General features: G+C 48.8%; 25 protein-coding genes and 1 pseudogene. All 26 read right to left on the bottom strand.

Going from position 1 to position 26,055, the window contains the following annotated elements; translation table 11 throughout:
• A pseudogene (locus tag AC0LWT_RS23250) lies at positions 1 to 594 on the bottom strand (hypothetical protein); the annotation flags it as partial.
• A gap of 20 nt (positions 595 to 614) precedes the next feature.
• Complete coding sequence (locus AC0LWT_RS23245; protein WP_474683662.1) at positions 615 to 1,064, bottom strand: DUF4280 domain-containing protein; 450 nt, start codon at positions 1,062 to 1,064, stop codon at positions 615 to 617.
• Positions 1,064 to 1,591 (bottom strand): hypothetical protein, encoded by a 528-nt coding sequence (locus AC0LWT_RS23240; RefSeq protein WP_474683661.1) that lies wholly within the window; start codon positions 1,589 to 1,591, stop codon positions 1,064 to 1,066. Before AC0LWT_RS23240 ends, AC0LWT_RS23245 begins: the two co-directional genes overlap by 1 nt.
• Positions 1,588 to 2,211 (bottom strand): hypothetical protein, encoded by a 624-nt coding sequence (locus tag AC0LWT_RS23235; protein WP_474683660.1) that lies wholly within the window; start codon positions 2,209 to 2,211, stop codon positions 1,588 to 1,590. Before AC0LWT_RS23235 ends, AC0LWT_RS23240 begins: the two co-directional genes overlap by 4 nt.
• 17 nt (positions 2,212 to 2,228) lie before the next feature.
• A complete protein-coding gene (locus tag AC0LWT_RS23230; protein WP_474683659.1) occupies positions 2,229 to 3,641 on the bottom strand; it encodes a phage tail protein in 1,413 nt (470 codons plus the stop codon).
• The gene (locus AC0LWT_RS23225; protein WP_474683658.1) at positions 3,638 to 4,228 is read right to left on the bottom strand and encodes a hypothetical protein; all 591 of its coding nucleotides are present in this window, start codon (positions 4,226 to 4,228) and stop codon (positions 3,638 to 3,640) included. Before AC0LWT_RS23225 ends, AC0LWT_RS23230 begins: the two co-directional genes overlap by 4 nt.
• 3 nt (positions 4,229 to 4,231) lie before the next feature.
• The gene (locus AC0LWT_RS23220; protein WP_474683657.1) at positions 4,232 to 4,447 is read right to left on the bottom strand and encodes a hypothetical protein; all 216 of its coding nucleotides are present in this window, start codon (positions 4,445 to 4,447) and stop codon (positions 4,232 to 4,234) included.
• 39 nt (positions 4,448 to 4,486) lie between these two features.
• A complete protein-coding gene (locus tag AC0LWT_RS23215; protein ID WP_474683656.1) occupies positions 4,487 to 4,636 on the bottom strand; it encodes a hypothetical protein in 150 nt (49 codons plus the stop codon).
• Between the two features lie 453 nt (positions 4,637 to 5,089).
• On the bottom strand, positions 5,090 to 5,917 hold the full coding sequence (locus tag AC0LWT_RS23210) for a hypothetical protein (RefSeq protein WP_474683655.1): 828 nt from the start codon (positions 5,915 to 5,917) through the stop codon (positions 5,090 to 5,092).
• 33 nt (positions 5,918 to 5,950) lie between these two features.
• A complete protein-coding gene (locus AC0LWT_RS23205) occupies positions 5,951 to 6,979 on the bottom strand; it encodes a hypothetical protein (RefSeq protein WP_474683654.1) in 1,029 nt (342 codons plus the stop codon).
• Positions 6,980 to 7,081: 102 nt separating this feature from the next.
• Complete coding sequence (locus AC0LWT_RS23200) at positions 7,082 to 7,258, bottom strand: hypothetical protein (protein ID WP_474683653.1); 177 nt, start codon at positions 7,256 to 7,258, stop codon at positions 7,082 to 7,084.
• Positions 7,259 to 7,660: 402 nt separating this feature from the next.
• The gene (locus AC0LWT_RS23195; RefSeq protein WP_474683652.1) at positions 7,661 to 8,221 is read right to left on the bottom strand and encodes a DUF5991 domain-containing protein; all 561 of its coding nucleotides are present in this window, start codon (positions 8,219 to 8,221) and stop codon (positions 7,661 to 7,663) included.
• A gap of 17 nt (positions 8,222 to 8,238) precedes the next feature.
• Positions 8,239 to 9,420, bottom strand: coding sequence for a transglycosylase SLT domain-containing protein (locus tag AC0LWT_RS23190; RefSeq protein ID WP_474683651.1), 1,182 nt, complete (start codon positions 9,418 to 9,420; stop codon positions 8,239 to 8,241).
• A gap of 159 nt (positions 9,421 to 9,579) precedes the next feature.
• A complete protein-coding gene (locus tag AC0LWT_RS23185) occupies positions 9,580 to 10,278 on the bottom strand; it encodes a DL-endopeptidase inhibitor IseA family protein (RefSeq protein ID WP_474683650.1) in 699 nt (232 codons plus the stop codon).
• Positions 10,279 to 10,287: 9 nt separating this feature from the next.
• Positions 10,288 to 12,126 carry a PAAR-like protein gene (locus tag AC0LWT_RS23180; protein ID WP_474683649.1) on the bottom strand — a complete coding sequence of 613 codons (1,839 nt, stop codon included), beginning with the start codon at positions 12,124 to 12,126 and terminating at the stop codon, positions 10,288 to 10,290.
• Positions 12,127 to 12,141: 15 nt separating this feature from the next.
• The gene (locus AC0LWT_RS23175; protein WP_474683648.1) at positions 12,142 to 13,614 is read right to left on the bottom strand and encodes a phage baseplate assembly protein V; all 1,473 of its coding nucleotides are present in this window, start codon (positions 13,612 to 13,614) and stop codon (positions 12,142 to 12,144) included.
• A 172-nt stretch (positions 13,615 to 13,786) separates the two neighbouring features.
• The gene (locus AC0LWT_RS23170) at positions 13,787 to 14,431 is read right to left on the bottom strand and encodes a hypothetical protein (protein WP_474683647.1); all 645 of its coding nucleotides are present in this window, start codon (positions 14,429 to 14,431) and stop codon (positions 13,787 to 13,789) included.
• Positions 14,432 to 14,486: 55 nt separating this feature from the next.
• Positions 14,487 to 17,261 (bottom strand): C40 family peptidase, encoded by a 2,775-nt coding sequence (locus AC0LWT_RS23165; RefSeq protein ID WP_474683646.1) that lies wholly within the window; start codon positions 17,259 to 17,261, stop codon positions 14,487 to 14,489.
• Positions 17,262 to 17,288: 27 nt separating this feature from the next.
• Positions 17,289 to 17,813 (bottom strand): hypothetical protein, encoded by a 525-nt coding sequence (locus AC0LWT_RS23160; RefSeq protein ID WP_474683645.1) that lies wholly within the window; start codon positions 17,811 to 17,813, stop codon positions 17,289 to 17,291.
• A gap of 22 nt (positions 17,814 to 17,835) precedes the next feature.
• A complete protein-coding gene (locus AC0LWT_RS23155) occupies positions 17,836 to 18,465 on the bottom strand; it encodes a hypothetical protein (protein ID WP_474683644.1) in 630 nt (209 codons plus the stop codon).
• 76 nt (positions 18,466 to 18,541) lie between these two features.
• On the bottom strand, positions 18,542 to 18,874 hold the full coding sequence (locus tag AC0LWT_RS23150; RefSeq protein ID WP_474683643.1) for a hypothetical protein: 333 nt from the start codon (positions 18,872 to 18,874) through the stop codon (positions 18,542 to 18,544).
• 20 nt (positions 18,875 to 18,894) lie between these two features.
• Positions 18,895 to 19,671 carry a DNA and RNA helicase gene (locus tag AC0LWT_RS23145; protein ID WP_474683670.1) on the bottom strand — a complete coding sequence of 259 codons (777 nt, stop codon included), beginning with the start codon at positions 19,669 to 19,671 and terminating at the stop codon, positions 18,895 to 18,897.
• Positions 19,672 to 19,701: 30 nt separating this feature from the next.
• Positions 19,702 to 22,362: a molecular chaperone gene (locus tag AC0LWT_RS23140; RefSeq protein WP_474683642.1), complete on the bottom strand. Its 2,661-nt coding sequence runs from the start codon at positions 22,360 to 22,362 to the stop codon at positions 19,702 to 19,704.
• Between the two features lie 18 nt (positions 22,363 to 22,380).
• The gene (locus tag AC0LWT_RS23135) at positions 22,381 to 23,076 is read right to left on the bottom strand and encodes an iron-dependent peroxidase (protein WP_474683641.1); all 696 of its coding nucleotides are present in this window, start codon (positions 23,074 to 23,076) and stop codon (positions 22,381 to 22,383) included.
• A complete protein-coding gene (locus AC0LWT_RS23130) occupies positions 23,067 to 24,344 on the bottom strand; it encodes a normocyte-binding protein (RefSeq protein ID WP_474683669.1) in 1,278 nt (425 codons plus the stop codon). The genes AC0LWT_RS23135 and AC0LWT_RS23130 overlap by 10 nt, the downstream gene beginning before the upstream one ends.
• A 6-nt stretch (positions 24,345 to 24,350) precedes the next feature.
• Positions 24,351 to 26,045, bottom strand: coding sequence for a PP2C family protein-serine/threonine phosphatase (locus tag AC0LWT_RS23125; protein WP_474683640.1), 1,695 nt, complete (start codon positions 26,043 to 26,045; stop codon positions 24,351 to 24,353).
• Positions 26,046 to 26,055: the final 10 nt, after the last annotated feature.

Here is a 26,055-nt window from a genome sequence, read left to right as displayed (position 1 = left end):
CTTATACGGCGTATCCTCCGGCAGACTGACGCTTTTCCCTTGCGGCATGCCAAAAAACAGCTTGGGCCTTGCTTCCAAGATATCACAGACAACGACGCTTTGGAAATGGCTTGCCAGACGCTTCAGCAGTTCCCAGTCCGTCTCCTCGTACTGGATCACCGGCGCTCCGATCGCTGCGCCTTGGGCCACACTGTACAGCACATCCTGCTGCGGATAGGCTTGCAAAAGCTCCTGGATGAGCGCCGGATAGTCCATCGACACATCCTGAAACGTTCGCCGCCGCTTGGCGGCATCCAGCATATGCGAACCGGACAGCCCTTCCAGTTCGATGCCGTAAATGCCGTTGGCGTGCGTCATGTTCACTGCGCTTACAAAACCTTTGAACAGCGTCGTTTCCCTCTGACCGTCGTATTCGTAGACATGGATCTCATCGCTTGCCGATGCTTGCTGCGCTGCGTTTACGTTGACAGCCTCATCTACGATTCCGCGCACGGTCAGCCGTCCATGCTCCCCCGGCTTCCACTCAATTTGCACATCCTCCAGCCGCTGAATCGGGTATGCGGTCTTGACCCGGATCTGTTCAAAGCCTGCCATGGCCCTCACCTCCGTTTCCTTTACTCATCCTGTTGGCCGTTGCTAACAAACGTGATGTGGCCTTTGTAACCGCAGATCAGCAGCGATTCCGTCGTCAACGCCGGCTTGCCCTCCACGAGCGCCGTTTCCTTCGTCTTCGCCCATTTTTCCATTAAGACCGGGCAGCACGGTTTGCCGCTAATCGTCTCCGGCTTGTCCTCGGCGATCAAATAAATCGTTTCTCCGCTCGGATTCGAGGGGCTGTTGCATATCCCGAAATACGGGACGTTCGCCGGGAACTGGTAATCCGATTCATTCATCATCGGTTTTTCGTTCACGTACGACCCATGACTTTTCGGTAAATTAATCCGCCGCTTGTGGCTCCCGCAATTGCACCCCATTTTGGCGCCTCTGACTACGTAGTACTCGCCCTCCGGCATCTGATCTTCCTCCTCAGACTTGTCATTCAGCTCAGCCCCACCGCTGTCCATTACTCCACCGCCACCCGTTCCAGCCGTACACCCTGAAAATCCCGCCGTAAAATACTTTCCGCCACATCCAGCCGAACGACGATCAGCGGCTTGCCGCTTTCTTGAATCCGCACGATCTTTTTGCCCGCCATCCGCTCCGCTTGCAGCACGGGCTTTTTGATCACGCTGCCGTCGCCGGCACGCACGCTGAAGGGACTTAGCGCCTCCACTTCTTCAAAGATCGGCAAATAATAGTTCCGCTGACGGCGATGCCTCAAGTCCACCAGCGGGGTCAGCTTGAACAAAGTGTCGGGCGCATACGCTTCGACGAGCCGTTTTAGCCGTTCGGAAATCAGGTAGAGCTGCCGGTCCAGCACATCCGAAAACTCGCTTTCCCTCTCCGCTTGTACCTGAAAAATCATCGTGTCCGCGATTTTATGAGCGCTAGTCCGATGAATGTCCCGCGTGTCCACCTGCTTTCTCACATCCAGGAGCACCGGCGCATCCGTCACCCGCTCGTCCTGCTTGAGTACAAAATATTCCCTCATCCGTGATCCGCTCCATTGTTTCCGCCGCTTACCGGTCGATTCCCCTCAACCAGCAATTCGCTTTGATCCCGAAATTCGCCCGCCATCCAGCGAATGCCCGGAGACTTTGCCACCCGCGCATAGGCGCCGCTATCCAGCAGCGCCGGCACCATCGTTTTCATAAACTCCACAGCCAGCAAGTGATACTTCACCACCTCGATTTGCTGGATTCTATCGATATCCATGGAAGTTACTTTTCTCGCATACGCAGTTTTCGCCTTTTCCAGCTCGGCCATCCGGCGAAACAGCGGCTCGAATATCACATCCGCGCGCCACGTCGACATGCATTCCATCGGGTCCGCGAACCAGTTCTGATCGTAGGCGTCCACCCGATACAAAGCCTTTCCCTCCATAATGCCTGTCCGCAGCAAAGAGATATACACATAGTGAATGTCTCCCTTTATGCCCTCAGCCTGGAGCCGGGAAGCTTGCGTCCACAACGTCTCGAATGCTTGACCGAAGCTCTGTTCGATGCCCGCCCGCTGCTCGTTCAGCGCATGATGAATCGGAATCAGATCCTCCAGCCACTTGTCAAAAACATGCTTCTTCAGAAAATCGTCCAACGCCGCTTGCTTATCCATTCCGGCTCACCTCCGGCTCATACGATATTGACCTTGCCTCCGCTGATCGTGACTTGATCGTTAATCCGCAGGCTGGCATCCGCTTGTTTCAGATCTACGCCGCCTTCCCCCTGAATCAACACCTTGGCCCCTCCGTTAATTTCGATATCGTCTTCGGCGGTTAAGACGATTTTTTTGTCGCTGTTGATTTCAATGCCCCCGTCATCCGTCAGGCGCATTAACAACTTGCCGCTGCCGATGATTTCTACCGAACCCGGCTGAAAGACGATTTGCTTGCCGTATTTGGTGCTGATGCTTTTCACGGCCGGGTTCCCCCGTTTTTCAGGATTCGAGGAGGCAACATCCACGGAGCTGGCGGCAAACGCATGCTTTTCCTGCTCATCCGGAAAATACAACCGCACCTCGTCCCCGACTTCCGGCATGCAATACCAGCCGCTTCCGTCCGGCGACGAATACACCGTCGAATAGGCAAACCATAATCCTCCCCCTGCCGGTTGTCCTCCGTCGATGTGCAGGTTCACCTTGACCTGATCCTTGGCTACACCCGCAATTTTACCGAACAGGGAAACTCCGGCCAGTGCATAACGGTATTCCACCGGGACCTGCAGCCCCTCCCGATCCTTCAGCACATAGCGGTTCGTTACAATGCCCCCTTCCAGCGCCGTTTCCGACCTGAATACGTACAGTGTCCGATGCTGAAACTGCACAGCGCCGCCCAGCTCCAGCAGTTTGCCGCTGGTCACTTCATAACTGATGCTGTTCTGCTCGTTCAACTCCGGCATACCGTTTGCGGATTTCAACTGGTGGCTTTTCAAATCCTTTTTGATGGAATAGTTATAAGCTTCCAGCTTTTGCGGTTCGCCTTGATCCGGCAAGCCCACCGACATTTTCACGCCGTCCTGCGTACACATCGGCACCAGCGGAGCATGGAAATGGGACGCCAGGCGCCGGGCAAACTGCCAATCCGTTTCCTGATACTGCACCAGCAGTCCGCCGATGCTTTTCCCCTGCGAAGCCCCGTCCGACACATCCGATTGCGGATACCCTGCGGTCAAACGCTCAAAGAGCTCGCGATAAGATAACTGTCCGTTCTGGAACGATCGGGTTCTCTTCTTGATATCCATCAGCACGGTCGCGCTGTACGCTTCCACCGTCAGCCTTCTGACCCCGCGGATCGCTTGTACCGTCAGGTTCGCTACGATCCCCTGAAACAGCATTCGCTGCCGCTGCCCGTCGCGCACCGCCACCTGGAGCGTCTCCTGCACGTCGGCCCGTTCGACATACTGATCAAGCTTCTCCTCGGGAACGATGCCGCTGAGCATCAGTCGGGCATGCGCCCCCGCTTCCTGAACGAGATGGAATTCCAACAAGCTCTCGAACTCATACGGCGCAATGACGATATCCGCGTATGTATACACCGGTTCACTCATGCCGACTCCTCCTCCTTGACCACTCTAATGGAACGGATTACCTGGAACGCCACATCCCGCCAATCGGCGTAATCCGTATATTTGCAGCAAAATGTACCCATGACCGTCTTCCCTTCAAACTCCAGGAAAAACATGATGTAGTAAATAGATCCATCCAGCGCTGCGCCTTTGAAGTCGAAGTATCCGACCGGCTTGCCGCCGGCATCTTCAATCCCGTCCTCGTAAAATACATGCGACGGGTTGGCTTTTTTGATGATCGCCTTCATGCCGTCCGCCAATTCCTTGACCCACTCGTCCTCCAGCCCCTGATCGATCCGGCTAAGCGTAAAATTAATAGCTCCGGTCTCATCACTTTTGATGATTTGCGGACGCTGCTCGTACGGATATTTCAGCTTTTTGTGCTCTTCGAGCATATCCGTGAAATCTTTTGGGATGAAAACCTTAAGCTTCTCGTCAAAAAAAGCCTGCTCTTCGAATTCGTAATACCGGTTCCCTACACGTACCGGCCCTGAACGAATATCGCTTGACTGCTTGCTTTTCTCTGCTTCATGAAGAAACGCCAGTATTTTCTCATCGGCATATTCCATGCGTTATGCTCCCTCCCCGGGCGGTTTCCAGCCCCTTCGAATCAACTGCCGCTTGCGCTTTTCAAAAAATGCTGTAGCTTGCTGGCACGCATCCGTACCTATCCTTTCGCGCAGCAGCGCAATCGCCTCTTCCATGTCTACGAGATCGACAGGCGCAGCCAGGCTTCTTCCGGCGCCCTTCACAATAAACCGCCCTCCGAAGAAACGGCTGTAGCCCACTTCCGCAATCTCTTGCAGTTCTGTGGTTCGTACACCGTATCAACGATAGGCATTCAGCGCCTTTTCCGAGACGATAACCTTAGGAAAAGTGACATGTACGGTCAAAATAAAGTAAAGCGCCGTACATATGACCCCGATCAGCAGCATGAACGCCGCATCTTCCGGTTCGTTCTCCACCAACATCTGCATGACCAATACACTGATACCGAGACACAGCCCTAAATAACTGAACAGCTAAATGCCCCGACTAAGCTTTAGCACCAGTTCTTCGCGCTTTCTTAAAACGGGCGTCCGGCTACGAAGCATGCAACCTTGGCTACCAAAAACACATTCATTGTACTGCCTCCTGTTTTAAAAAATATGAGCACAAATTCGACCTCCCTAAAAGGGACTTAGTTATTAGAGTTCCATAAGAACTCGAAGTTTGAATCCGCTGCCTGTTTTCTCAAAATCCCCCCTTTGTCCTTGGTTTTATTTGATACATTGCATGAACTGAATACAATCAAAAAACAAAGTAGCAATATGAAACTAGTATTTTCTTATGGTTCGTACATACTCAACTTCTCATTCTCGCTTCTACGGATATTGGTTACAGTCTACCTTCTTTAAATAACATTACTTTCTAATTTTACTATTATATTCTTATTTGTTACTAATTTCTTTAGTTGCAACAGCTGCCTTTTTAAATTGATTTATCTCATATAACTCTGCTTCGGAATTATTGATCTCATACAGTTTACCCACTAGACCACTCTGGGTGCTGCTCTCTACACTTGCATTGATTTTCCATGTTATCCCATTCCCTTCAATTACCACTTTCGTTTCATAATCTATATCCCGATAATTTCGAATGTAATACTTGTATACACCTTTAGGGTATATACTATCGTCCTTTAGCTCATCCACGATTGACCGTTCGATGGCTTCAATAACCCTTTTTCTCTCAGAAGTCAAAGCCGGGTATTCAGGTTGATAAGCATTTTTTATCTTTAATTGAGTGGTTTTTACTAACTGGTACTTTTCTTTCTCAACGAGAGATTTAAGTTGCTCTGTGTTTGGAGCTAATCTGAAATTAGTGATTTCATTAGTGTAGCCTTTCTTGGATGACCAAAATTCTACTGCCACATAAACTTTAGTTGTTGTAGGCTGTTCGAATAAAACCATCATATCCTTATTGCCTACGGAACTTTGATATATGGAAATTGGAGTAATCTGATTTTCAAAAGCACTAAAGTACGAATATTTCCCTTTATACCAAATATCGTCATTAATAGCTGTACGAATAACTTCCAAAAACGGATCACTTTCTTGAACGTTACTGTCTTGCGAAATAGACTCTCGATTAGTTTGTTTTTGTGAATCATTTTCTGTCATGACGGGGGAAGTAATATTCTTATTACATGCCGCATTTATTATTAAAATTGCTACCCCTGAGAAAATGATAAAGATAATTTTGCATACTCTTTTCATTCTGCACCCCGAATTTGAAGTTCGAAATTAAATTCATTGACTATCATAATTAAAATAGGTGTTATCACCAAAAGTCTTAATATCTTTAATGCTATTCCACTTTCCATCTGCTAATAACTGAACCTGACCATTATCTAAGATTCGAACATGCTTAGGGTCAGGAACAGGATTAAACCAACTAGAAGTTCTAAAGTACATTCCTGCACCAATTTTATTAGGAATTTCATTCGTTCTTCCATCTATTATTAAGCTTGCGATAAAAACTGCTTTTTTCCATGCATTCAAATTTCCAGATTTTTTAAGTGGATCTCTCGCTAAATTAGTATCAACGGCTCCCCCCGTTACAGCTGCGTATTGTCCCGGTGCTAAAACTACTTCTTTGTATGTTTGTGTTCCTGACATCTTTCTATTAATAATAGTCCACGCAACAGATTCCTGACCAAAATCGGTTTCACCGCTGCAACATTCTCCAAAAATTGTTCGTGCTAGTATATCTTTTTCTTCAAGATTCATTAAATCGTTTTTTGATTCTACCTTATTTCCCACTCCAGAAACATCCACATTACCGTAGAGTGTTTCGCCAATACTTTCGCCTTTACTTGCAATGTCAGCATGCTGTGCTTGTTGTGTTTGCTTAATCTGATTTTCCGAAGCAAATTCTTGTTTCTGAGGCGTCGTATTTTTCGTTATTATATCCTGAGCGTCCTTGCTATACTGCATTTTCGTCGACTTAATAATAGCCTCTCTCTCAGCCATCTGGCTGAAATCCTTTCCTTCTACGATCCATTTATCATTCGCGGCATACCACTTCGCCGTTAAATCGTTCAACGTTTTCGCATCTTCCGGAGACTTTTGCTTGATTCTATCTATTTCTATCAACTTGTCCCGGATTCCCTGTCCCGCTTCACCTGCTGCCCGCATGACCTTTACATTTCCTACCTCGTTCGCTTCCATCCACCGCTGCGTCTCTTTCTGCATTTGTTGCTGCGCCCATTCCGGCATTTCGGCCATCTGTTTCAGTTTCTCTCTAAGGCCATCTGCCAGTGCCTTCGCCTGATTCATACTCACCTGATCTCCGCTCGCTTCTGCGATATACCAGGCTTCCTTGTATTTCTTAATCCATTAATTCTCTTTTTTGTAATAAAAACTAATAATTTACAATTATTAATTTATAGTTTTACTTACAAGTTCAAAGGCACTTTGTCTATCCTGCCATCCGTTAGGGTCTCGTTGACTATTTTTATTAGCCGGCCCACGATTTACAGCATTTGAGATTTGCTTTAAAGAATCTCCGTTATCTACAAAACTATTCATACCATTATCTTTCCACTCAGCATTCATTACTGGGTTTTGACTCTTTAAATTAGACCTTAGCTTCTCTTTGTCATAATCTAACATAGTACTTATTAAGCGATTTATCGTATCCGTTCTTGGTTAGTTGAATTCCACTGCGATATAGTCCCCATTTGGTGTAGGCCGTTCGAACTAAACCATCTTGTCCTTCTCGTCCTGTGCACGCTGATATATAGATATGTAAATAAGCTGATTTTCAAAGCCCTTAAATTCGGAGTACTCCCCTTTATACCAGAGTTCGTCATTAATAGCCGTGCGAACCGTTTCTATATAAGTTGAACTTCACTTAGCGAGAGGTTAGTCGCATTGTGGTATTATTGTTGGTGTGTTGTATGATTTACGTCTTGTCATTAAGAGCATTTGTGTCTTTTACAACTCTCCACAAAATTACTATGGCGCAATCTCAAAGTAAACTTCACCAGATTTACTATTACTCTCAAGCATCGGCTGAATTTTCCCCCAAGTAGTATACAGTTTGGAGTTTTTCTTCTCAAAACTCAATAGAATATCCCCTGCAAAATATGGCTCAAATTGATTATCAGGGAGATATTTTTCGAAAATTAGTTTTATAGAATTTTCATCGCCTGAAACTTTCGCTTGTAATCTTTGAATCGTTTGAAATCCGTCAATACTTATTTTTGCATAGTAGTTGTCATTCTCTTTATATAGAGAAATTCCGTAAAACATATTCTGATTTGGAGGGGCAAATTCAGAAAATTTATAGCCTCCAATCCAAAATTCTAAAGTTGGAGAAAACTTATTAGTGGTATCATCCTTCGGCTTATTTAGCTCTTTTTCATTGGTAAAAATTGGATTGGTAACAATTGATGTATAATCTGGTTTAGACGTTGGGGGCTGACTTAATTTTGTATCTGTTTTTGTACATCCTACAAACAAAGTACACAATACCACAAAAATCAAGCTAATTATTATTCTTTTTGATTTACACATCTAATCCCCACCATTTCTTATTCAATTTTTTTATATCTATTCATTGTGTCTACAACTTGTTGGGCAGCTTCCCACTTTTCAATCTTACCGTCTTTATTGTAATCTAAAACTGAGTTTTGAGCATAAATATCACCATATGTTGTTTTACCATAGAATATCTTATTTGAACCTTTAGCCCCCAGTAAATAATCTTCAGATTTTCCAACTGCTATAGGCATAAATGTAACCATATAAGCATCAGATATGCTATGAAGTTTACCTGTATAAGGTTTATAATATTCATACACATAATCTAACTGTTCTATAGCTGACATCTTTACCAAGGCATCTGTCGTTGTTCCTAAGCCTTTTGCTGTACTAGGCATAAATTGGATTAGCCCAGTTGCACCTGAAGGATTACGTGCAGTTGGATTTATACCTTCAGATTCAAATGCCATTATTGCCATAAGATAATCAGGATTCATCTGAAGCTTTTCACTTATGTCAAGTACTTTTAATTTAAACTCGTCAGTAACATACTTCCCAGTCCAATCATAGGCAAATCCTTCATTAAAACTAGGATTACCCGCCCCCTGAGACCCCGTACTAACTACCTTCTTCTCCTCCTGTTTCGGCGCATCATGCTTCGCAACGATCTCTCGGGCGTCCTTGTTGTAAGCCGCTTTCGCCGCTTCTGGAGTCGAATATTTTCTACTATCCTCGTATGGAACGGAATCATTATCAACTGCATAATACCACTTCGTCGTTAAGTCATTTAACGTTTTCGCATCTTCCGGAAACTTTTGCTTGATTCTATCTATTTCTATCAACTTGTCCCGGATTCCCTGTCCTGCTTCACCTGCTGCCCGCATGGCCTTTACATTTCCTACCTCGTTCGCTTCCATCCATCGCAGCGTCTCTTTTTGCATTTGCTGCTGCGCCCACTCCGGCATTTTGGCTATCTCTTTTAGTTTCTCTCTGAGGCTATCTGCCAGTGCCTTCGCCTGATTCATACTCACCTGATCTCCGCTCGCTTCTGCGATATACCAGGCTTCCTTGTATTTCTTAATCCATTCCTTCGCCCAATCCGGGTAAGTGATGCCTAGTTCCTTCTGCTCTTCTTCATAATCGTAGTCTTCCGCTTTTCTGCGGGCGTTCGCCGCGGCTAACTTTTTTAACAATGGACTATCCTCAAACGTCGGTTCTTTCCATTTGATCATCTACTTCACTCCTGACTTTCTATTTATGCAATTCGTAACAGAATTTCAAAGTAGTGTATTCTATGTACTATAACTCAAAATCCTCCAGCTAACTTGTAATCGATTTGATATAATCTTTTCTCATCGATTAATAAATTGTTGGATCGTCTCTTTTCCTTGTTATTTTAACTGAATTGGCTCACTTGCAATTTTCCATTCGCTTCTTGGACCCTTATATAACACTATTTCGCGAAGATCCACATCATCACTTGCAGCTAGCGGTACAGTGCATTCATAAGTATAATAATTCCCTTCATGTTTGATTAATTTAAACGTCGCATTTTCCCAATCAGCACCCCCAACCACTCCTAAGCCTTGCATTGCAATTTTATTATCAACACTCACTAAGCTTAAATTATCAATAAATTGCTTTACAATTTTATCTGTAAAAACCTCCGATAAATAGGTGTTTAATTTGTCAATCGTATCCAACGGTTCACAAAAGAATTCATATCCTTCCTTTCCATTCACAGTTATCGTCCTATCGTCACATTTTGCATTATTATACAAAGCTCCTCTATTTAGTGTATTGAAGTAACGCTCTGCGGCTTTCATAACTAATGCCTTGATAAAATCATCTTTCAAATCATCTTGGTTATTGGGCATATCACCTTTCTCTTGATGAGTCACATCTTCGTTTCTATTAGTCGATTCCTCAATACTGTTATTCTTCACTAAGTTGTTATCACTTGCATGAGGAGAATACGTTGTGGTAGTGACGCTAACATTCTGTGATTTATAAGAGTTTAAGATAAAAGCCATAAAAACTAATATCAACAAACTCCCAATTCCTGTCATCCATACCTTCTTATGCTTCACAGCAATTCCTCACTCTCGGGGAGTATATATGACAATTCCAACCGGTCTATATCCTTTTTTATACTTATTAGTCTCTGTGAGATTAACAACCCTTCCTCCATCAGGATCCATGACGGTGAAGTCGTTGGCAGAATTCCCTTGTGCGCTAATTCCAACAACTACAACAAAATGAGTCCAGTCTGCATGATTAGGATGCGCCAGCTTGATTATGGGCGGAATACCCTTAGAATAAACCTCCAGAGATTTACTAAATACATCAGAAGCTCCTATAGGATTACTTGTTTTTCTAAGACTTAATACTGCTTTTCCTTCACTAGCATTTTCAGCAGCAATTTTCCAATTAATATTAAAATTCGAATCAACTACATCCAGAGTCTCGTTTAGTTTTTTTGCATTAGTAGTTGCTCCAAAATAATTAAAAACTGCTGCTGTTGCTACTAACGCACAGCCCCATCGTTGTAACTTTGATCCTTGTGGATAATCATTTTGATTCTCCGTCGGAACAGCTAGTATTCCATCAAACGTCTGCGCTCCAGAATTTGAATTGCGATTCTCATTTGTATTCCCAGTGCTTTTCGCACCAGCGTCAACAGGCTTTTTATACTCCACAAACGCCCAATTCGCTTCTTGGCGGCTTCCGTACAGCACCTTCTCCACCAGGTACAACCGATTGTTTGCCCAATGGTTGCCGCCTGGTTCCTGGGTCAGACCGTACAAATACTGCGCCTCATTCTCCCATTCGTTTATATCGTAAAATCCGTTCCAAGCCCTTCCCTGATTGTTGGCGTATTTCGATTCAACCCGGCTCTGTTCGTAGGCAACGACCCGCTTGGCTTCTTCCAGACTGTGATCCTCGGTGATCGTTCCTCCGAGCTTGCGGGCTGCTTGCGCCAATTCCACCGCCAGAGCCTTCTTATCCCGATCCCCGGCTTGGTTCGCTTCCTCCCATTTGCGTTTGGCCATATACAGGTATTCATTGGCTACCATTCGCTGGGCCGTCTCTAAATCATCATCCAGCGTGATCGTACCGCCCATGCTGCGACCGATTCGCGCCAGTTCCTGGGCTTCCTCTATGTTTCCCTTGGCATACAGCTTCTTCGCTTCCAAAATCTTGTCATTACCAACCAACCGCTCTACATCCTTTAGATCATCCTCCAGCGTCACGGTTCCCATTTTTTTTCGAATTTCTTCAGCCTGTGCCTCCGCTTTGTCCCTGGGGTTTTTCCATTCTTTTTTCAAATTCAACAGCATTTCATTGGCGGCCATATTCAGCAATAGCGTCGCTTCCGCTTGTTCTTGTGCCGACGACGGGGTTACCGTCTGCCCTTGGCCATCGTCGGTTATGCGAATCATGCCCTTATACATGCAGGTTACTACACAACAGCTTAACAAGGCTTGATCCTGTTCAACCCAAACTTCCGTTTGCTCTCCCCCTGCCCATACCATCGCGATCATCGGTGAACAAGGCATCGGTCGTAACCGGCCGTTATTGGCTTTGGTCGCCTCGGCTACGGTGGGGTTATCCGGACTCGAGCAATTTCCAAAAGGCGGCACATTCTCATGAGGCTTGGAATCGGCCACGTTCAACTGCGCTTTGTCGTTAATGAATACCTGCCGGTTCGCAGGTGCTTTCAACTGGCTGCTGCCGCTGCCGCAGGTGCAGGACAACACAGCCCCCTCCACTACATAACTTCGTTCGCTCACCCCGCCCCCTGCACCCGACACCTCCTCATGGGTGACGATCAGCGGCGTCTTTCCGGCGTTCAGCTCTCTTTTTATATCAGCAATCCGCTGCGCGATCGTTGGTTTTTGTTCCCGCACCTGCGCTCCTGTCGTTGCCTTGGTCATGGCTCTCCCTCCCGCCTAGTTCATTTTCACCTTGGTTCCGCGTATCTGGGTTTCTCCGTCCATCTCGATCAGGCTCGTTTTGCTGGCGATCCCGATCGCTTCTTTCGCCGTAATTTGCACCGTATTGCCCGCATTCAGAATCAGATCGCCGTCAGCCTTGATCCGAATATCCTTTGTGCTACGGATTTCGATGCCCTTTTCATCAATCAATCGAATCAGCATTTCATTATCGTTGCCGGTAATTATGATTTCATTTTTCTCGAAAATGATCGCCTTCCGGTACTTGGTCATGAAAATTTTCACTGCGGGGTCGGCGATCATATCCCCTCCGGCATTTTTCATACGTACGGAATGCGTCACGATACCATTCTTCTCATCACCCGTCGGAAAGTATATATGGACGGAATCGCCGATTTCCGGCATACAATACCAGCCCGTATTCCCTTCCGACGTATACATTGTGGCATGAGGAAACCAGGTCATTTTGTCCGGTTCCGGCTTCTTCGTTTCATCCATGTCAAAATGCACCTTTACCTGGTCTTCCTTTAGCTCCAGGACTCGCCCTTTCAAAGACACGCCTTGCAGGCTCTTATTGGTCGATCGCTTCTGCAGCAATCCGCTTTTGCTTGTCAGCACGCAATCATGCGTCCAGTCGCTTTCGAAAGTAGTGACCGATTGGTAGACATAAAGATCCAAATCCCATTCCGGTAGCATCAGCTTTATTTTTTTTCCAGGTGTATAAAACTCCTTCACTTCCGTCGTACGAACCTTATGGTAGAGCAAATTTTCTTCCTCGTCTTTGTTATTGAAATGGCCCAGCTTTCTGGTGACGGAGTAGTCATGCGCTGTCATCTCTCCGTCGATGCAATCGGCCAGCGGCAAGCCAAAATGAACATAAGGCTTGTCCAGGGTCGCCCCGACAATTAAGCCCACCCCCAATCGGGAAGCCATCCGCTTCAGAAACGCCCAGTCGGTTTCGTGATATTGCAAAGCAAGTTCTTCCAGGCACTGCCCCTCCAGATTGTCGCTGTGTCCGACATCCGCATAATGAGCTTGATGCGAATCTCTATCTTTCTTATAGTTATCCAGCACGCTTTGGAACAAATCCGCGTACGTCATCTTGAGATTTTGGAACGAACAGCTTCGAGGCTTAATATCCAATTGATAGCTAAGCGACACCGCAGATACCGTAAGGGTATAATTATTCTGCGAGGCTCGAACGCTCAGCTTGCTGATCGTACCTGAAAACAGCATAGGGGACTTGTTCTCATTGCTTTCAACACTCGCACCCGCTTCGTAATAACCGATTTCCAGCAAGCTTTCCGAATTTATGTTGTTAACGAACTTGTCTTTGTTCTCCAACGTTAACGTTCCGCTAAAATACGCTCTGGCGTGCCGGTTCATGTGTTTCACAATTTTTATGGTTTTGATCTCATATATCACGAGCTCTTCTCCGTTATATCTGATGACTGGCATATTATGGCTCATTTCGGATCGCTCCTTTGAGGTTTGGCGTTATTTCCAAAATTTAGTTAACGGTTGCCTTGCTATACTCGTCGGTTTGCGAGTAAATATACGAATAATCGGATATTACCAAGTAGAGGAAAATAGTATCCGCCATTGAGTACATGTTCCCGACTTAAATAGTTCGGGGATCGATTCATTCAGCTGCGTGAGAACCTTTTATCGGATTTTCATTTGTGATGCTTATCTTTTTAAATGTTTTCATGATATTGCTTTTTTCACGAATCATCTTTTCAAACTGTTCTGCGTCATCTTTTTTTTCTGCAATTTGAATATCATATGGAAACCCTGTAGGTGATTCTACAACAAATACATAATTGTCGATTACTCCTATTTTCCTAAACGGGTATCCTCCATCTTTCCCCGTTGTACTCGACCACTCATTCCATTCTTTTTCTGTGCCCCACCGTGATATCCCAAATAAAAATTCTTTTTCTAACGATTTATTTATAGGTAAATAATAAAAAATAGTCCTTTGATCATCTTCAATAAGAGTAAACTTACCTTTCCAATCATCAGGGAAATCGATAGAATAAGCATATTTCATGTTTTTATAGTTAAGCGTTGTTGCCTGCGAGTTCGTTTCTTGTTTATCGGCAGGTGTTATGTCACTTTTCTCTGATATCTGCTTATCATTTCCATCCGGACTCGGGCTCTGGACCAGTACAGTGGCACGATGCTCTATTCCGGCATTTTTAAATTCATATAAAGTAAAAATAAGGATCAGGGCAGCTACTGCCACTCCAATAAATAATATATACTGCCATTTTTTAATAGCCACCCACGACCACTCTCCATTAAATTAACCTTAATGCCGCCTAAACATATCTTTTAGTTTAATTATTATCAAAACCGGACAAAGGAACCTTACCTGCATTTCGTTGATTTAAGATCGTTCCATCATCTTGAATGATTCTGTTTACAGCGCAGACCTTTGTGTTGATAAAACCATATCCATCGCCCCAGTTTGCATTCAATTTGTCTTTCTTTACGTGTTGATTGGGGTCTATGTTTGTAACACTCTCGTTATCTCCCCGTTCACTAATGAAGTAATCGTCTCCAACATAAATCCCTACATGAACAGGTCTCCCTTTATTAAACCAATCAAAAAAAATCAGATCTCCTACTTTAAGGCCACTAAAATCACCTTGCTTTACCTGATCTTTGACTTTGCTTTCCTCACTGCCTCTAGTTATCTGAGCTAATGTATCTCTTCCAATATCTAAATTCGAACCAAAAACAGTCATATAAACGGATGATGAAAAGGCTGAACAATCAAGATATGGCGGGGGGTTTTCATGATCTAATTTTTGAGTATGAGCTAACGCAGTTAGAACATAAGGTATTTGCCCTTCCCAACTTTTCGCCTCTTCAACCACTTTCTCTCTCCAGTGCTTTGGCTCACTAACGCCGCTCCCCGTTCCTTGATTCGCCAAGCTATCGGAACTCTTTGCTTCCTTCCGCTCCTCCGCCTTCTTCGGCCAAGGCGCAATGCCGTTCGCCACCTGATGAACATGCATTTTCAAAAGCTCCAGAGAAGTGTACGTTCCGACCAAACCATACTTCACTGCAAAGTCATACAGACTCTCATTCAACTCGCTGTCATACTTGTCCTCATTGACCGGCAGGTTGTATTTGAAATCATTCGGATACATCGCCGCCAGCTTATTCAGGTTTTCCCTTGCGCCGCGGTCGCTCATGCCATATTGATCTCTGATCCGGTCGGCTTCCTGCGAGAATGCTTCCAACTGCCGTTCCGTTTCCGGGTCCTTCATCAAGCTGTTCTTTAACGTCCAATATTGATCCGACAGCTCTTCCAGCCGATTCGCGTCCTTGTAGGAGTCTGCCGTGCAATCGCGCATCATGCCGATGTACTTGACTTTGTCCCGCAGGGAGTTGGCTAATCCTTGATAGTAATCTTTGTCTGCGTTCTTCCCCTCTGCGTCCGCCGCGTACCACTTGTTCGTGAAATCGTTCATTTGGTTGCGTGCCCACTCAGGCATGCTGTTGTCCTCGGCCAGCTTTTCGCGAACGCCCCGCGCCTTCTCTTCCGCCGCTTTCATACCGGCCTGATCCCCTTCCGCCTGAGCCTGGTAGTACGCGATTTTATACTGCTGCAGTAGTGGTTTCGCCCATGGAGGATAGATCTCTCCTTTATTCATCTCATCTTCCAGCGACAAATAGGCTTGATATTCCGCTTGGGATAACGGCAGCAATCGAACGGTCGACGCTTTGTAATGGCTTTCTCCCCGCCCTCCGTCCAAGCGCAGGTAGCTGGCCCTGCTGTTCCCGTTGATTTCGTTCGCCGCCGATATGCGAACGTTGCCTCCATGCATGACCAAGTCCACGTCCGCGTTGAAGGTGATATTTCCCTGACTAGTGATCTCTACCCCTGTTGCTTGATCCAATCGGACAAGCATTGCATCGTTGTTCGTTGATAGGGCCATGGCCTCGTTGCCGAAACGCATCTCCTTCTTCGTCCGGGTGCTGAAGTACTTCGTATCCGGATCGCTGATCCTGTCGCCGCTGCCTTTCCGCGGCCGCTGCCGGATAGAATGCTTAACGACCGCCTCTTCCTCCTTCGAACCGGGAAAATACAAGTTCACGGCATCGCCCAGCTCGGGCATGCAGTGCCAGCCTATGGTTCCGCCTCCCGTATAATACGTCGAATACGGGAACCATACGGCTTCCTCCCTCGGCTGCTCGACTTTGTCCACACTCAAGTAAAGTCTGACATGCTCTCCCCTTACATCAATGACTCTGCCTTCGATAGAGCCGCCAATCAGCCGACAATTATCCATGATTTTACAGGTTAATCCCGCTTCGGGCATGAGGATATAGTCATATTTCAGGAAGCCTTTCTTCATGGTTGCGATTGATCGCGTCACTATGAGCGGCAGATTCAGGAACTTGACCTCATCGCCAATATCCAGATACCGGGTTTCCTCCACTTCGTAGATCGTCAAACCTCGCCACGCAGGATGCTGGCTTGCCGTAAAATTAATACCTTCCAGCTCGCCGGCCCTCCCCCCCCCCCGAGTAATGCCAAAACTAAATCGGGGCTTGTCAGCAGTCGTGTCCGCTACCAAACCCGTTTGCAGGCGGGAAGCCGCCCTTTTCAGAAACTCCCAGTCGGTTTCCTCGTACTGCAGCAGCAATCTCCCCAACTTTTCCCCGTTCGTCCGATCGCTACAATGAGAGCCGTTGTACCTCACAATCACTTTCCTCGCCACATCGGCATATGTCATTTGGCTGTTTTGAAAAGAACGGCTTTGAGGGGTTTTATCCAGCAAATACGTATACGATAAACCTTCAACTTGCATCAAGTAACTATCGCTCTCACATGTAACCGTAATGTGTGTCGCTAGGCCTTTGAAAAGACAACGCACCACCTCCTGGTCCCCGTTCATTTCGTACACGGCCAGTTCCGTTCCGGCTTGTGCGATATGCGCATAGTTCTTCTGCTGCTCTTCCGAAATTTGAGCCGTCAAACGGATGCTTCCGTGTGTGTTGATAGTTTTCGTTATTTGCAAATCCGACCATTTTGTTATTTGGTAAGGACCTATGATTTTCAAATTGCCGTAAGTCACAGCTTGTTCCAACTGCTGCACCTGAACGCCTCCCTTCCGATGCTTGGCTCAACCGTTCAACTCTATTCGTATCAAATGCACACCAAGCGGCTCCAACCTCAAGACATACTCGGCGATATCTTCATCAATGACAAAATAAGGTTCCATCACACCGGCAATTTGAAACGCTTTATAACGCACGATCAGGGACGGGTCCAGAATCAGCTTTTTGACAGTGCCGTTATGATGCCACTGCGTCTCCTGCGCAAGGCAAGGGATCGCTTCAGGCGCCGCAAACCAGTATTTCGTTTGTTTGGATCGCTTCGGGTCAGTTAAAATGACCAATTTATATACAATCCGTTTTTCGCAACAGGCCAGCACTGCTTGGAGGCGATCCGACACCAGCGGGACGGGGCATTCTATATAATCGGGGTATTCATCCGCACCGCGTATATCAAATTGCAGAACATCCTCCTCCAAGGCGAGGAGGTGCTCACAATAGGTCATTCTTTTCCGGGTAAAAATGGAGGACAAACCGATCGGCCCCGCATAGTCCCCTATTCGCTTATCCTGGGACAAAAGATAATAGTCCATATGTCAACCCCCGTGAGGTACATTACAAAATCTCGCAGTAGCGCAAAATCTTGGCGCTCTCTTCACCGCCGGACTTGCTGTAAATCAAGTCCATCCTTCCTTTATGTTCGCCTGTGTACACTTCCAGATCGTCTTCGCACGCAATATTTAGAAATTCCGGCAATTGTACGGCAAGCGGCAGCGCATATTGCGCCAAACGAGTGATATAACGCGTCATTTCGGCCGCTTTTTGAAACTTGATTCGCTCGATGTCAGTCTCCCAAATTTTGTTCATATAAAGACGACTTTTCGTCTTCCACTCGGATTCCATTTGTTCCAACCGTCCGAAAATCCAACTGGAATCGTAGACTGCCCGGCAAGGCCGGGTATCAAAAAACCAATCCCGGTCATAGGCATGAATGGGATGCTCGTATTTTTTTTCCAATATATAAGTGCGGCGCATGGAGTACGTGATGTACCCGATTTTGCCCTTTTCTCCAGCAGCTTGTTTCTTATGTATGAGGATGCAGATCCCGCGAAAAGACTGAATGAACGGTTCAGCCAAATCATCCTTGCAGGTGTTAAAATAGCGTTCAAGTTCATCCAACTGCTCCTCGTAAGCGGGTTGGACGTAAGTGTCATAAAAATGCTGCAACGCTTCTTGTCTGGTCATCCAGTCACTCCTTTCATCTGCACCCAAAAACGTCGGTCGAGCACCTGTCAAATAACGGATACCTGACAAGTTGTTCTTATTTATCTACAAAAAACTCACTTATACCCAACAAAATCGCAGCAACGGACCAATATTCCATCGGTATAAAGAACAAGCTATGCTGCACGCCTAACCGTACCTGTCTTCCGGTTCGACTATCCAGATAGACATGATCCCGATACCGGTTAAAATATTTTCCTGCATACCATATGGGAGGCGCTGACAAAATGAGACCTATACCCAAAAAAATGTCGGTTAATGTTGAAGCCGTAGAATTATCCGCAAACCCCTTTGCTGTTATCGTAAAAAGCGCGACAACCACAACGACGATAGGGATTACCAGTATTCCGGCGCCTTTCCAAATTATCATTGCTTCCACCTGCCTATACATTAATCTACAATCATCCGCCGCGGGCCGCTGTGCCGGAAATCCGCTTTGGCCCGGCTGTCGCCGTGGGCCTCGCTCAATATGCGCGTCAGATGCTTATGAATTTGTCCGTTGTCGCAGGGCTTGTAGCCCGTTCCCAGCCTGGCGGCAAAATAGCGCAAAATCAGCTCCCGCTCCAGGGGCTCCCGGTTCATGCACTGCATCGCAAACGCGATGTCGTACATGTGAGAGCTGCCCCGCTCCAGCAGCTCGGCGGCAAAATACCGCATCAGCGCCGGGCTTATGCTGCGCTCGCCAATTCCCGCGTAAGCGGCGTGAATGATGTTCCACGTGTTGTACTCCGTGGCGAAGTCGGCGAAGCTTTGATATTCCGAGCGCAGCCTCGCCCCTTCCTTTAACTTGAAGCGACCCAGTTCCAGCTCGCTGCCACTCGCCGCAGGCTCGTCTTCCAGCACGATTTCCGCGCCGTACACGCTGAAATCCGGCTGCTCCTCGCCTGCCGCGAAGCGGATTTTCAGCACGGTCTCCCTGCCCGTCGCGCGGTATGGAAGCTGGAAATCCTCTTCCAGCATGTACAACCGGCCGCCGTGCTTGACGATGCCGGCGGATACCGTGAGAGTCTCCGCCTCTACCGTCACGTCCGCTCCCGCAATAATACCGTCCGAGTATGCCCGGAAGGACAGGTCCGCAAAGCGCCTCGGAAAATCCCGCAGGCTTTCGAGCATTTCCCGTTTCAATATCCGGCCTTTATGAAAATTCGGTTGGACGTTCGCAAACAATGCCATTCCCCCTCTCTCCCCCGGCGTTTATTACTTCCATCCGTCAAAAAAGTCCAGCTCCGACAAATCGTTCTCAAACGGAAAAAATTTCTTGGTGCCCAGATAAAGCTGCTCGTCCCGTCTCGCAACCGGCAGCACGTGAAAGCCCCAGACATTCTCCTCCGAGAACACGAAAAACTTCACTTCCCCATTGACGATCGAGTCGGTATCGTCCTGCGGAATCTTCGCTCCGTATGCGGCAAAAATGTCCTCGTACCGCGAAGGCGTGAAGCTGCCCGAATCGCTGGCATACACGTACTTGTGCCGCACATGGCCGTCGCTTCCCTTTAAGTACAATTCAACCTCAGCCGCGCTGGACGGCCGGGATACCGAACCTTGAACGCGGCTAAGCCTCTCCTGGGCGCCGATCAGCAGCTTTTCCTCACGGCTGTGGGTGAAGGCGCTGACCGAGAAGGGGACGACAGGCGCGCGATTCGTCATGTTCGCCTCAATCGTCCCGGCCCTGCGGGCGTTCAAATACCGGATAGCGCCCCGCAAGCAGGCCAGCTTCAAGTCCGGCACCTGCCCCGGATGCTCCGTCTTCCGGCGGAATTCAATGCTGCGGCCCGGCACAAACTCCTTCAAAGCTTCCCGAAACACATCGATGGTGCACGATTGTCCGGTCAGCTTGATGATCGAATAGTCCTGAAGCTGACCCTCCTGGTAATAGGTTTCCAGAAACTTGCGGACGATTTCGTAAATATCCGCCTTGATCAGCTGATTGATTTCCTTGATGTTGAACACGACGTTCGGAAAATCGTACACATCCTTCATCGCGCCGTTCTCGCTGAGCGACAGGCACCACCGGTCCACGGCCGTAATTTTCAGGTCGCTTTCCTGCCTCGTTCCGCCGTCGGCGTCAAACCGGTTGCGGACGATGCCGGTTTTGCGAAAAAATTCTTTTTTCATCCGGTCGGCCATTTCCCAGAGAAAGTAAAAATTGCTTTTCACCCGAAGGTACTCGTCCCTCGTGCGGTTTTCATATTCCTTGAACCGGGTGGGAATCAGCTTCTCCGCCTCCCGGTAGCCCGCTTCGAACGCTTCGTACACAGACCCGACGCCGAATTCGTCCACGTGCCTGTACAGATCCGTCCCCGGAATATGAATCAGGCCGTCGATATCCGTCACGCGCTTGCGGTTGCCGTAGTAATCGGCAAATACGATTTTCATAAATTGCATAATCCGGTACGTAATATTGTTGCCGCCAAAATTGGTATCGCCGTTTTCGTAAGCGGTCTGGATATCGATTTTGTAGGAAAGATTGCCGTCCTCAATGCGAAACCGGCAGGAGGAAAGATCTGTCGTTCCGCCGCCGCAATCGATCACCAGCGCCTTGTATTCCTCACCGTCCATAAAGCTGCGCTTCTCCAGCTGATCGGCAATCGTGTTGTAAAGCACCGCCATGCCTTCATCCAGCCCATGCTCGGTTTCGATCGCGTATTCCGGCAGCAGCTCGGCAAACATGTCGTTATACTGCGTTCGCAGCTTAACCGGGCTCGATATGTGCAAATGCTTGAAGCGGCACTTGAACTGGTGCTCCGCTGTCCCCACTACATGCAGAAGATACGCCCGCAAAATATCGCTTCGGGAAACCAATGCGGCATTGCCGTGCCCGTCGACGATTTCTTCGCTCTGCCCGTAGCTGTTCACCCAACGTTTAATTCCGTGAAAGACCGTCGCCTGGCTCGTATACCCGCTCTTTTTCAGCGATTTCAGCGCATCGTAGCCAAAATGGTACTTGACATTCGCCGGATCGGAGCAATCCGCCGCACTGACGATCGTCGGCAGCAGATCGATCCACTCTTCTTCCTTGCGGGTCGTATCGGGAAAAGACACGTAATTGATCGCATCCAGCCGGATTGCGCCGTTAAGCTGATTGTGCGAGGAAGGGGAGGAGACATACCCGCTGTCCAAATAAGCGCCAGCCGTCGTGTTGGAGGTTCCGAAATCGATGGCCAGCACAGCGTCGGTCTCCTCCAGCTCCCTGATTTCCAGATCGGCGATCGGAACCCGGTAATAATGCAGATTGACCGGAGGAAGCGGCTTCTCCTGATCATAGATCTTGTAGATATATTCCGAATCCTGCTTGCGAAAAAACAGGAAGCTGTAATTTTTGTTCGGCTTTTTGCGAAACGGAATGTCCGGCGACGCCGACAGGTAATAGACGCCCGGCTCCGCAGCGTCTTTGACCAGATGGAGCAGGCCGCACAGCTCCTGCCGCTCGTTCACGATCAGCACGTTGGACTCGCCGATCGCGCCCGGCGCTTCGATCCGGTACTTGTCGCGCCGGTCTGCCTTCTGCCCCGCATACAGCGTCAGCCGGGCGGGCACTTTCATGCTGCCGGCGTCCCGCAGCGGCGTGTTCAGATAGCGCCCCAGCGCTGCTTCCACGCGCTCGTGCCCGCCCTTCCTGAAGCTGCGGATCAGCAGGCTGGCTTCCGCATTTCTGTATTTCAAAATCGTGCGGACCAACACTTCCCTGTCCAAGGATCCGGTGAGTCCTTCGACCAGCTTTTCCTTATGGCAAATGTTTCTTAATTGCAGCGTCGTCATATCCGACAGTTCGCTCCTGGTGTAGGTGGCCTTATGGCGTTCCGCCTGTTCGCCGCCCATGCCCTTGGGCGAATTCAACTTGTAGGTATAGGCCTTCATGCAGCCCCCATCCTCCCGTCAATAAATCGCGATGCGGTCGATCCGCATCGTTTCCTCGACATCGACGATGCCGAAATGATCTTCCCAGTACGTTTGCGTATGAAAGCGAACGGGGAGAAATATCGTCTTGATCAGCTCCAGCTTGGCGCGTGCCCGATCGCTTTCCGCCTGGCCGACATAAAACAGCAGCTCATCCTTGTCCTCGCAATTGGCGTAAATGGTGGAACGGCTGAACAGCTTGCGCATCGTGTCTTTCAGCAGATACACGGCCTCGCCCGTCTCGTACAGGCTGAGAATATTGCTTGCTACAACCTCCTGCTCCTCCAGGCTCAGCAGCTTCATCTTGTCCCGCACATCCTGCCCGAATATGCCTGCCTCCAGATCCCGCCGCACAAAACGGATATAGAACTCGCGCTTGTTCATTCCCTGCCGCAAATCCATATCCGTCAAAAAATGCATCAGGATATCGAACAGCGCATGCCGCAGCTCCGGATCCTCCTGATTGTTGATGTCGAACAAATCCTTGAATATTTCAAAAAAGCGGTAATACGGGTTCAATTCAACCTGTCTGTCGACAACCCCGGCATTCAGCGCTTCAGGACTAAGCTCCATGTAAGGGGAGTAAGTGCGGGCCGGGGCAAAATAAAGCTCCCGCTTCGCGATCCCCGATTTTTCCGCCTTGATGACCAAATCCCAAACGTAGTTCAAACCCATTCCCCTTCGCATTTGTATTCGGGAAAATACATCTGTACTTCCGATACCAGGAAACTCATCAAATCCTGCAGGATAAAGCTTTCCTCGCCGCGCCTGCGAAAACGGAGCCGCATCGCTTTCTTGTCGTTCTCCGTCCTGACTTGATCGCTGATGAACGGGTTCATGCCGTAAGTCGCTTCCTTGCCGTCCGCCTTGTCCACGATCTCCACCTGCTCCAGTTCCAGCGATTCGCAAGCTTCGAAGGAATGGACGATGCGGATAATCTCGCCTTTGGCCCGGACGGTCTGCGCCTGTTTGCGGGCGAATCCGCCTGTAAAGCTGTCTTTTCGCTTATTGGAGACAAGCCCATAAGGAAGTCTGCCGATTCGGGACGGAACGGGCTGCGTAATTTTGAACACGTTCCAGATGCCCGATTTCTCCTGCGGCGAGACGACGGTCAGCTCCTCCGGCATGCGCTTGATATAGCGGATTAGCTCCTCGTCGCCGTCGACCAAATAACCGTGCTCCGCTCCCGTTTTGCGAAGAGACAGCACATGCTCGAAGTTCACCCGGTCCACCGCCGGAATCGGGAATCCGACATTTTTGAGCGAGAGCCGCTCTATGTTCCACATCGGAACCATATCCAGCTTTTTGCAAGCCTCGTACTCCTCCAAATGAACCCGGATTTCGACAATGTCCTCGTCCTCGCCGATCCCCTCCCCGCCGCCTGTCCACCACACATCGAAAAACTTGTGCGCGTACGGGTGGTTCACCGTTTTCCAGGGAACGTTATTTTTCTGAAAAACGCTGTACAGCTTTTCCAGCTCGCCGATATAGGCAAGGTTTTGCCTGAGGTGCGCTTCGATGGGATGGCTGCCGCGCGAAGTGACCAGCTCGCCCCGGAACGTGCTGCGCCCGTTCAGCAGCCCTTTGAGCGCCGTATACTCGCACTGGAGAAACACCTTCATGAGCACCGCTTCCCCATGCTCACGCTTTTCGGCCAGCAGCTTCCGAATATCGCTGACTTTCTTCTCCGCATCCTCCGCAATCATCGGATATAAAAATTCGTGGATCGGGTCCATTTCCTCCCTCGGCATCAAGGTCACGTAGACGTCATAGCTTTCCTCGCGCTCCTCTACCTCCTTGAATACCCGCTCCTCCAGCTTGCGGTTCCATTCCTCCTGATACTCCACCAGGTTGAGAAAGATGCCCGTCATGACGCTCTTCAAAAGCTTGCGCTGTTCGAGATCCTCGATCCTGTTCAGCCTGTCCAGAACGATGTCCTTCATCATGGGTCACTTGCCTCCTCCCTCGTTTTTGCCCCCGCTTCCGGCCAAGCCGGCTTGAGCTGCGGGCGCAGCCTGCGCTTTGGCGCCTTCGGAAGCTCCCTCCGGCGCCGCTGCCTGAGCGGGCGGCGCAGCGGAAGGTGCCGTGGAAGGTGCGGCGGAAGGCGGCGGGTTCAGCTTTTCCTGGGCTTTCGTCATTTTCCGTTCGACGCCCAGCACCTTTTCCAGCATGCCGATCTCCTGGTAAATTTCCTGCGCCATGGCGTAAGAAGACAAGGACTGCTCGAAATCCTGGGCCGCATAGCTTTGGTCGCCCTTCTTTTCCAGCTTGTCGGCGTCCAATTGCCGCTTCTCTTTCTGAATCCCCGCCATTTTGGCGTCCGAGGCTTCGATTTTGCCGGCCAGCTCCTTTTCGCCGCCGGCGAACGAAACCGCTCCCGCTTCTTTCTTCGCCTTGGCGTACAGCTCCTTGGCGCCTTCATAGTCCTGCGCCTGGAACTTCTCGTCCCCCTGCTTCATCAGGTCGGCGACTTGCAGGTACGAACGATTCCTGCTTATTTTGGCCTCCAGATCCTTGATGTCGTAATCTTCCTGCGAGCGCGCATCCTTCAGCGCCTTCTCGTAACTGGCCAGCGCCTTGGCGTAGTCGCCGTCCTTGAAAGAGGCGTCCCCGTCGACGACCAGCTGCGCCGTTCTCTGCTTCCGGGTCAGCAGCTGCTTATGCAAGGTGTCCTCCACCTTGATGGCCGCGTTCCGCCCCTCGCTGTATTCCTTGACCGCATTCGGGTAATTGCCGTCCTGCACGGCGGTGTCGCCGTTCTTCTCATGCTCGAAAATAGCGGCCGCCGCCTCCGCTTTCGCTTTTACGGCGCGCGCTTTATAATAAAGGGCCCCTCCCCCCAGCAAAATGAGGGGAATCAGCACCATTGCAATCGTTTTTACGAGTTTCCATCTGTTTTTGGGCGGCTCCTGGTACACCTTGTCCGCATACACGGCGGCTGCGGTATAGTTCGGAACGACTCCGGACTGCCTGCTCAGCAGAACATCCTCCAGCGTATCGACCAAATCCTGCGGTTCTTTAGCCTCTTCTACGGCATCGAGCATCTCCGCTCCGTTCACGCCTTCCCATACCCCCGAGGTGCACAGCAGCAGCACATCCCCGTCGGACAGCGCGGACTTGCGGGATACGGCCGGCCGGAATTCTCCGCGCTTGCCCAAATACCACAGCAAATTGTGCCTTTCCTCATGCCGTTCCATGACGTCCTGCGAAATTTGCTCCGCATTCGCCATCGTTTGCGTCAAGCTCTGATCCTTGCTTCTTTCCAGCAATCTTCCATTGCGAAAATGATAGATCCGCGTATTTCCGGCGGTCGCCCAGATCATCTTCGTGTAATTCGCGACGACTACGGTCAGGCTCGCCTTGCGCCGGACTCTGTGGCTTTCCGTTTGCAGCAGCAGGTGCGCTTCGCGCAAATAGCCGCGTACCGCTCTCCGGGAGAGTCTGGGCCTCTGCATGAAATTGCCGAGCACGCATTTCACGGCCATTTCGGCGCTTTCCGCCTCTGTATCCTTATCCAGCCCTTGGGCGATGACCCAACAAGCCAGTTCGTCATACTCCGTAAAAGCAAAATATCCCTTATTGCGAACAAATGTTCCCGATTCTGACAAAAAGCTCGTCTTAAAATTGCTGTTATCCTTTCTCATCGCTGCCTCC

Source organism: Paenibacillus sp. sgz302164 (assembly GCF_056120505.1).
Note: the sequence above shows the minus strand (reverse complement) of the source record. Positions and strands in the feature narration are given on the sequence as shown.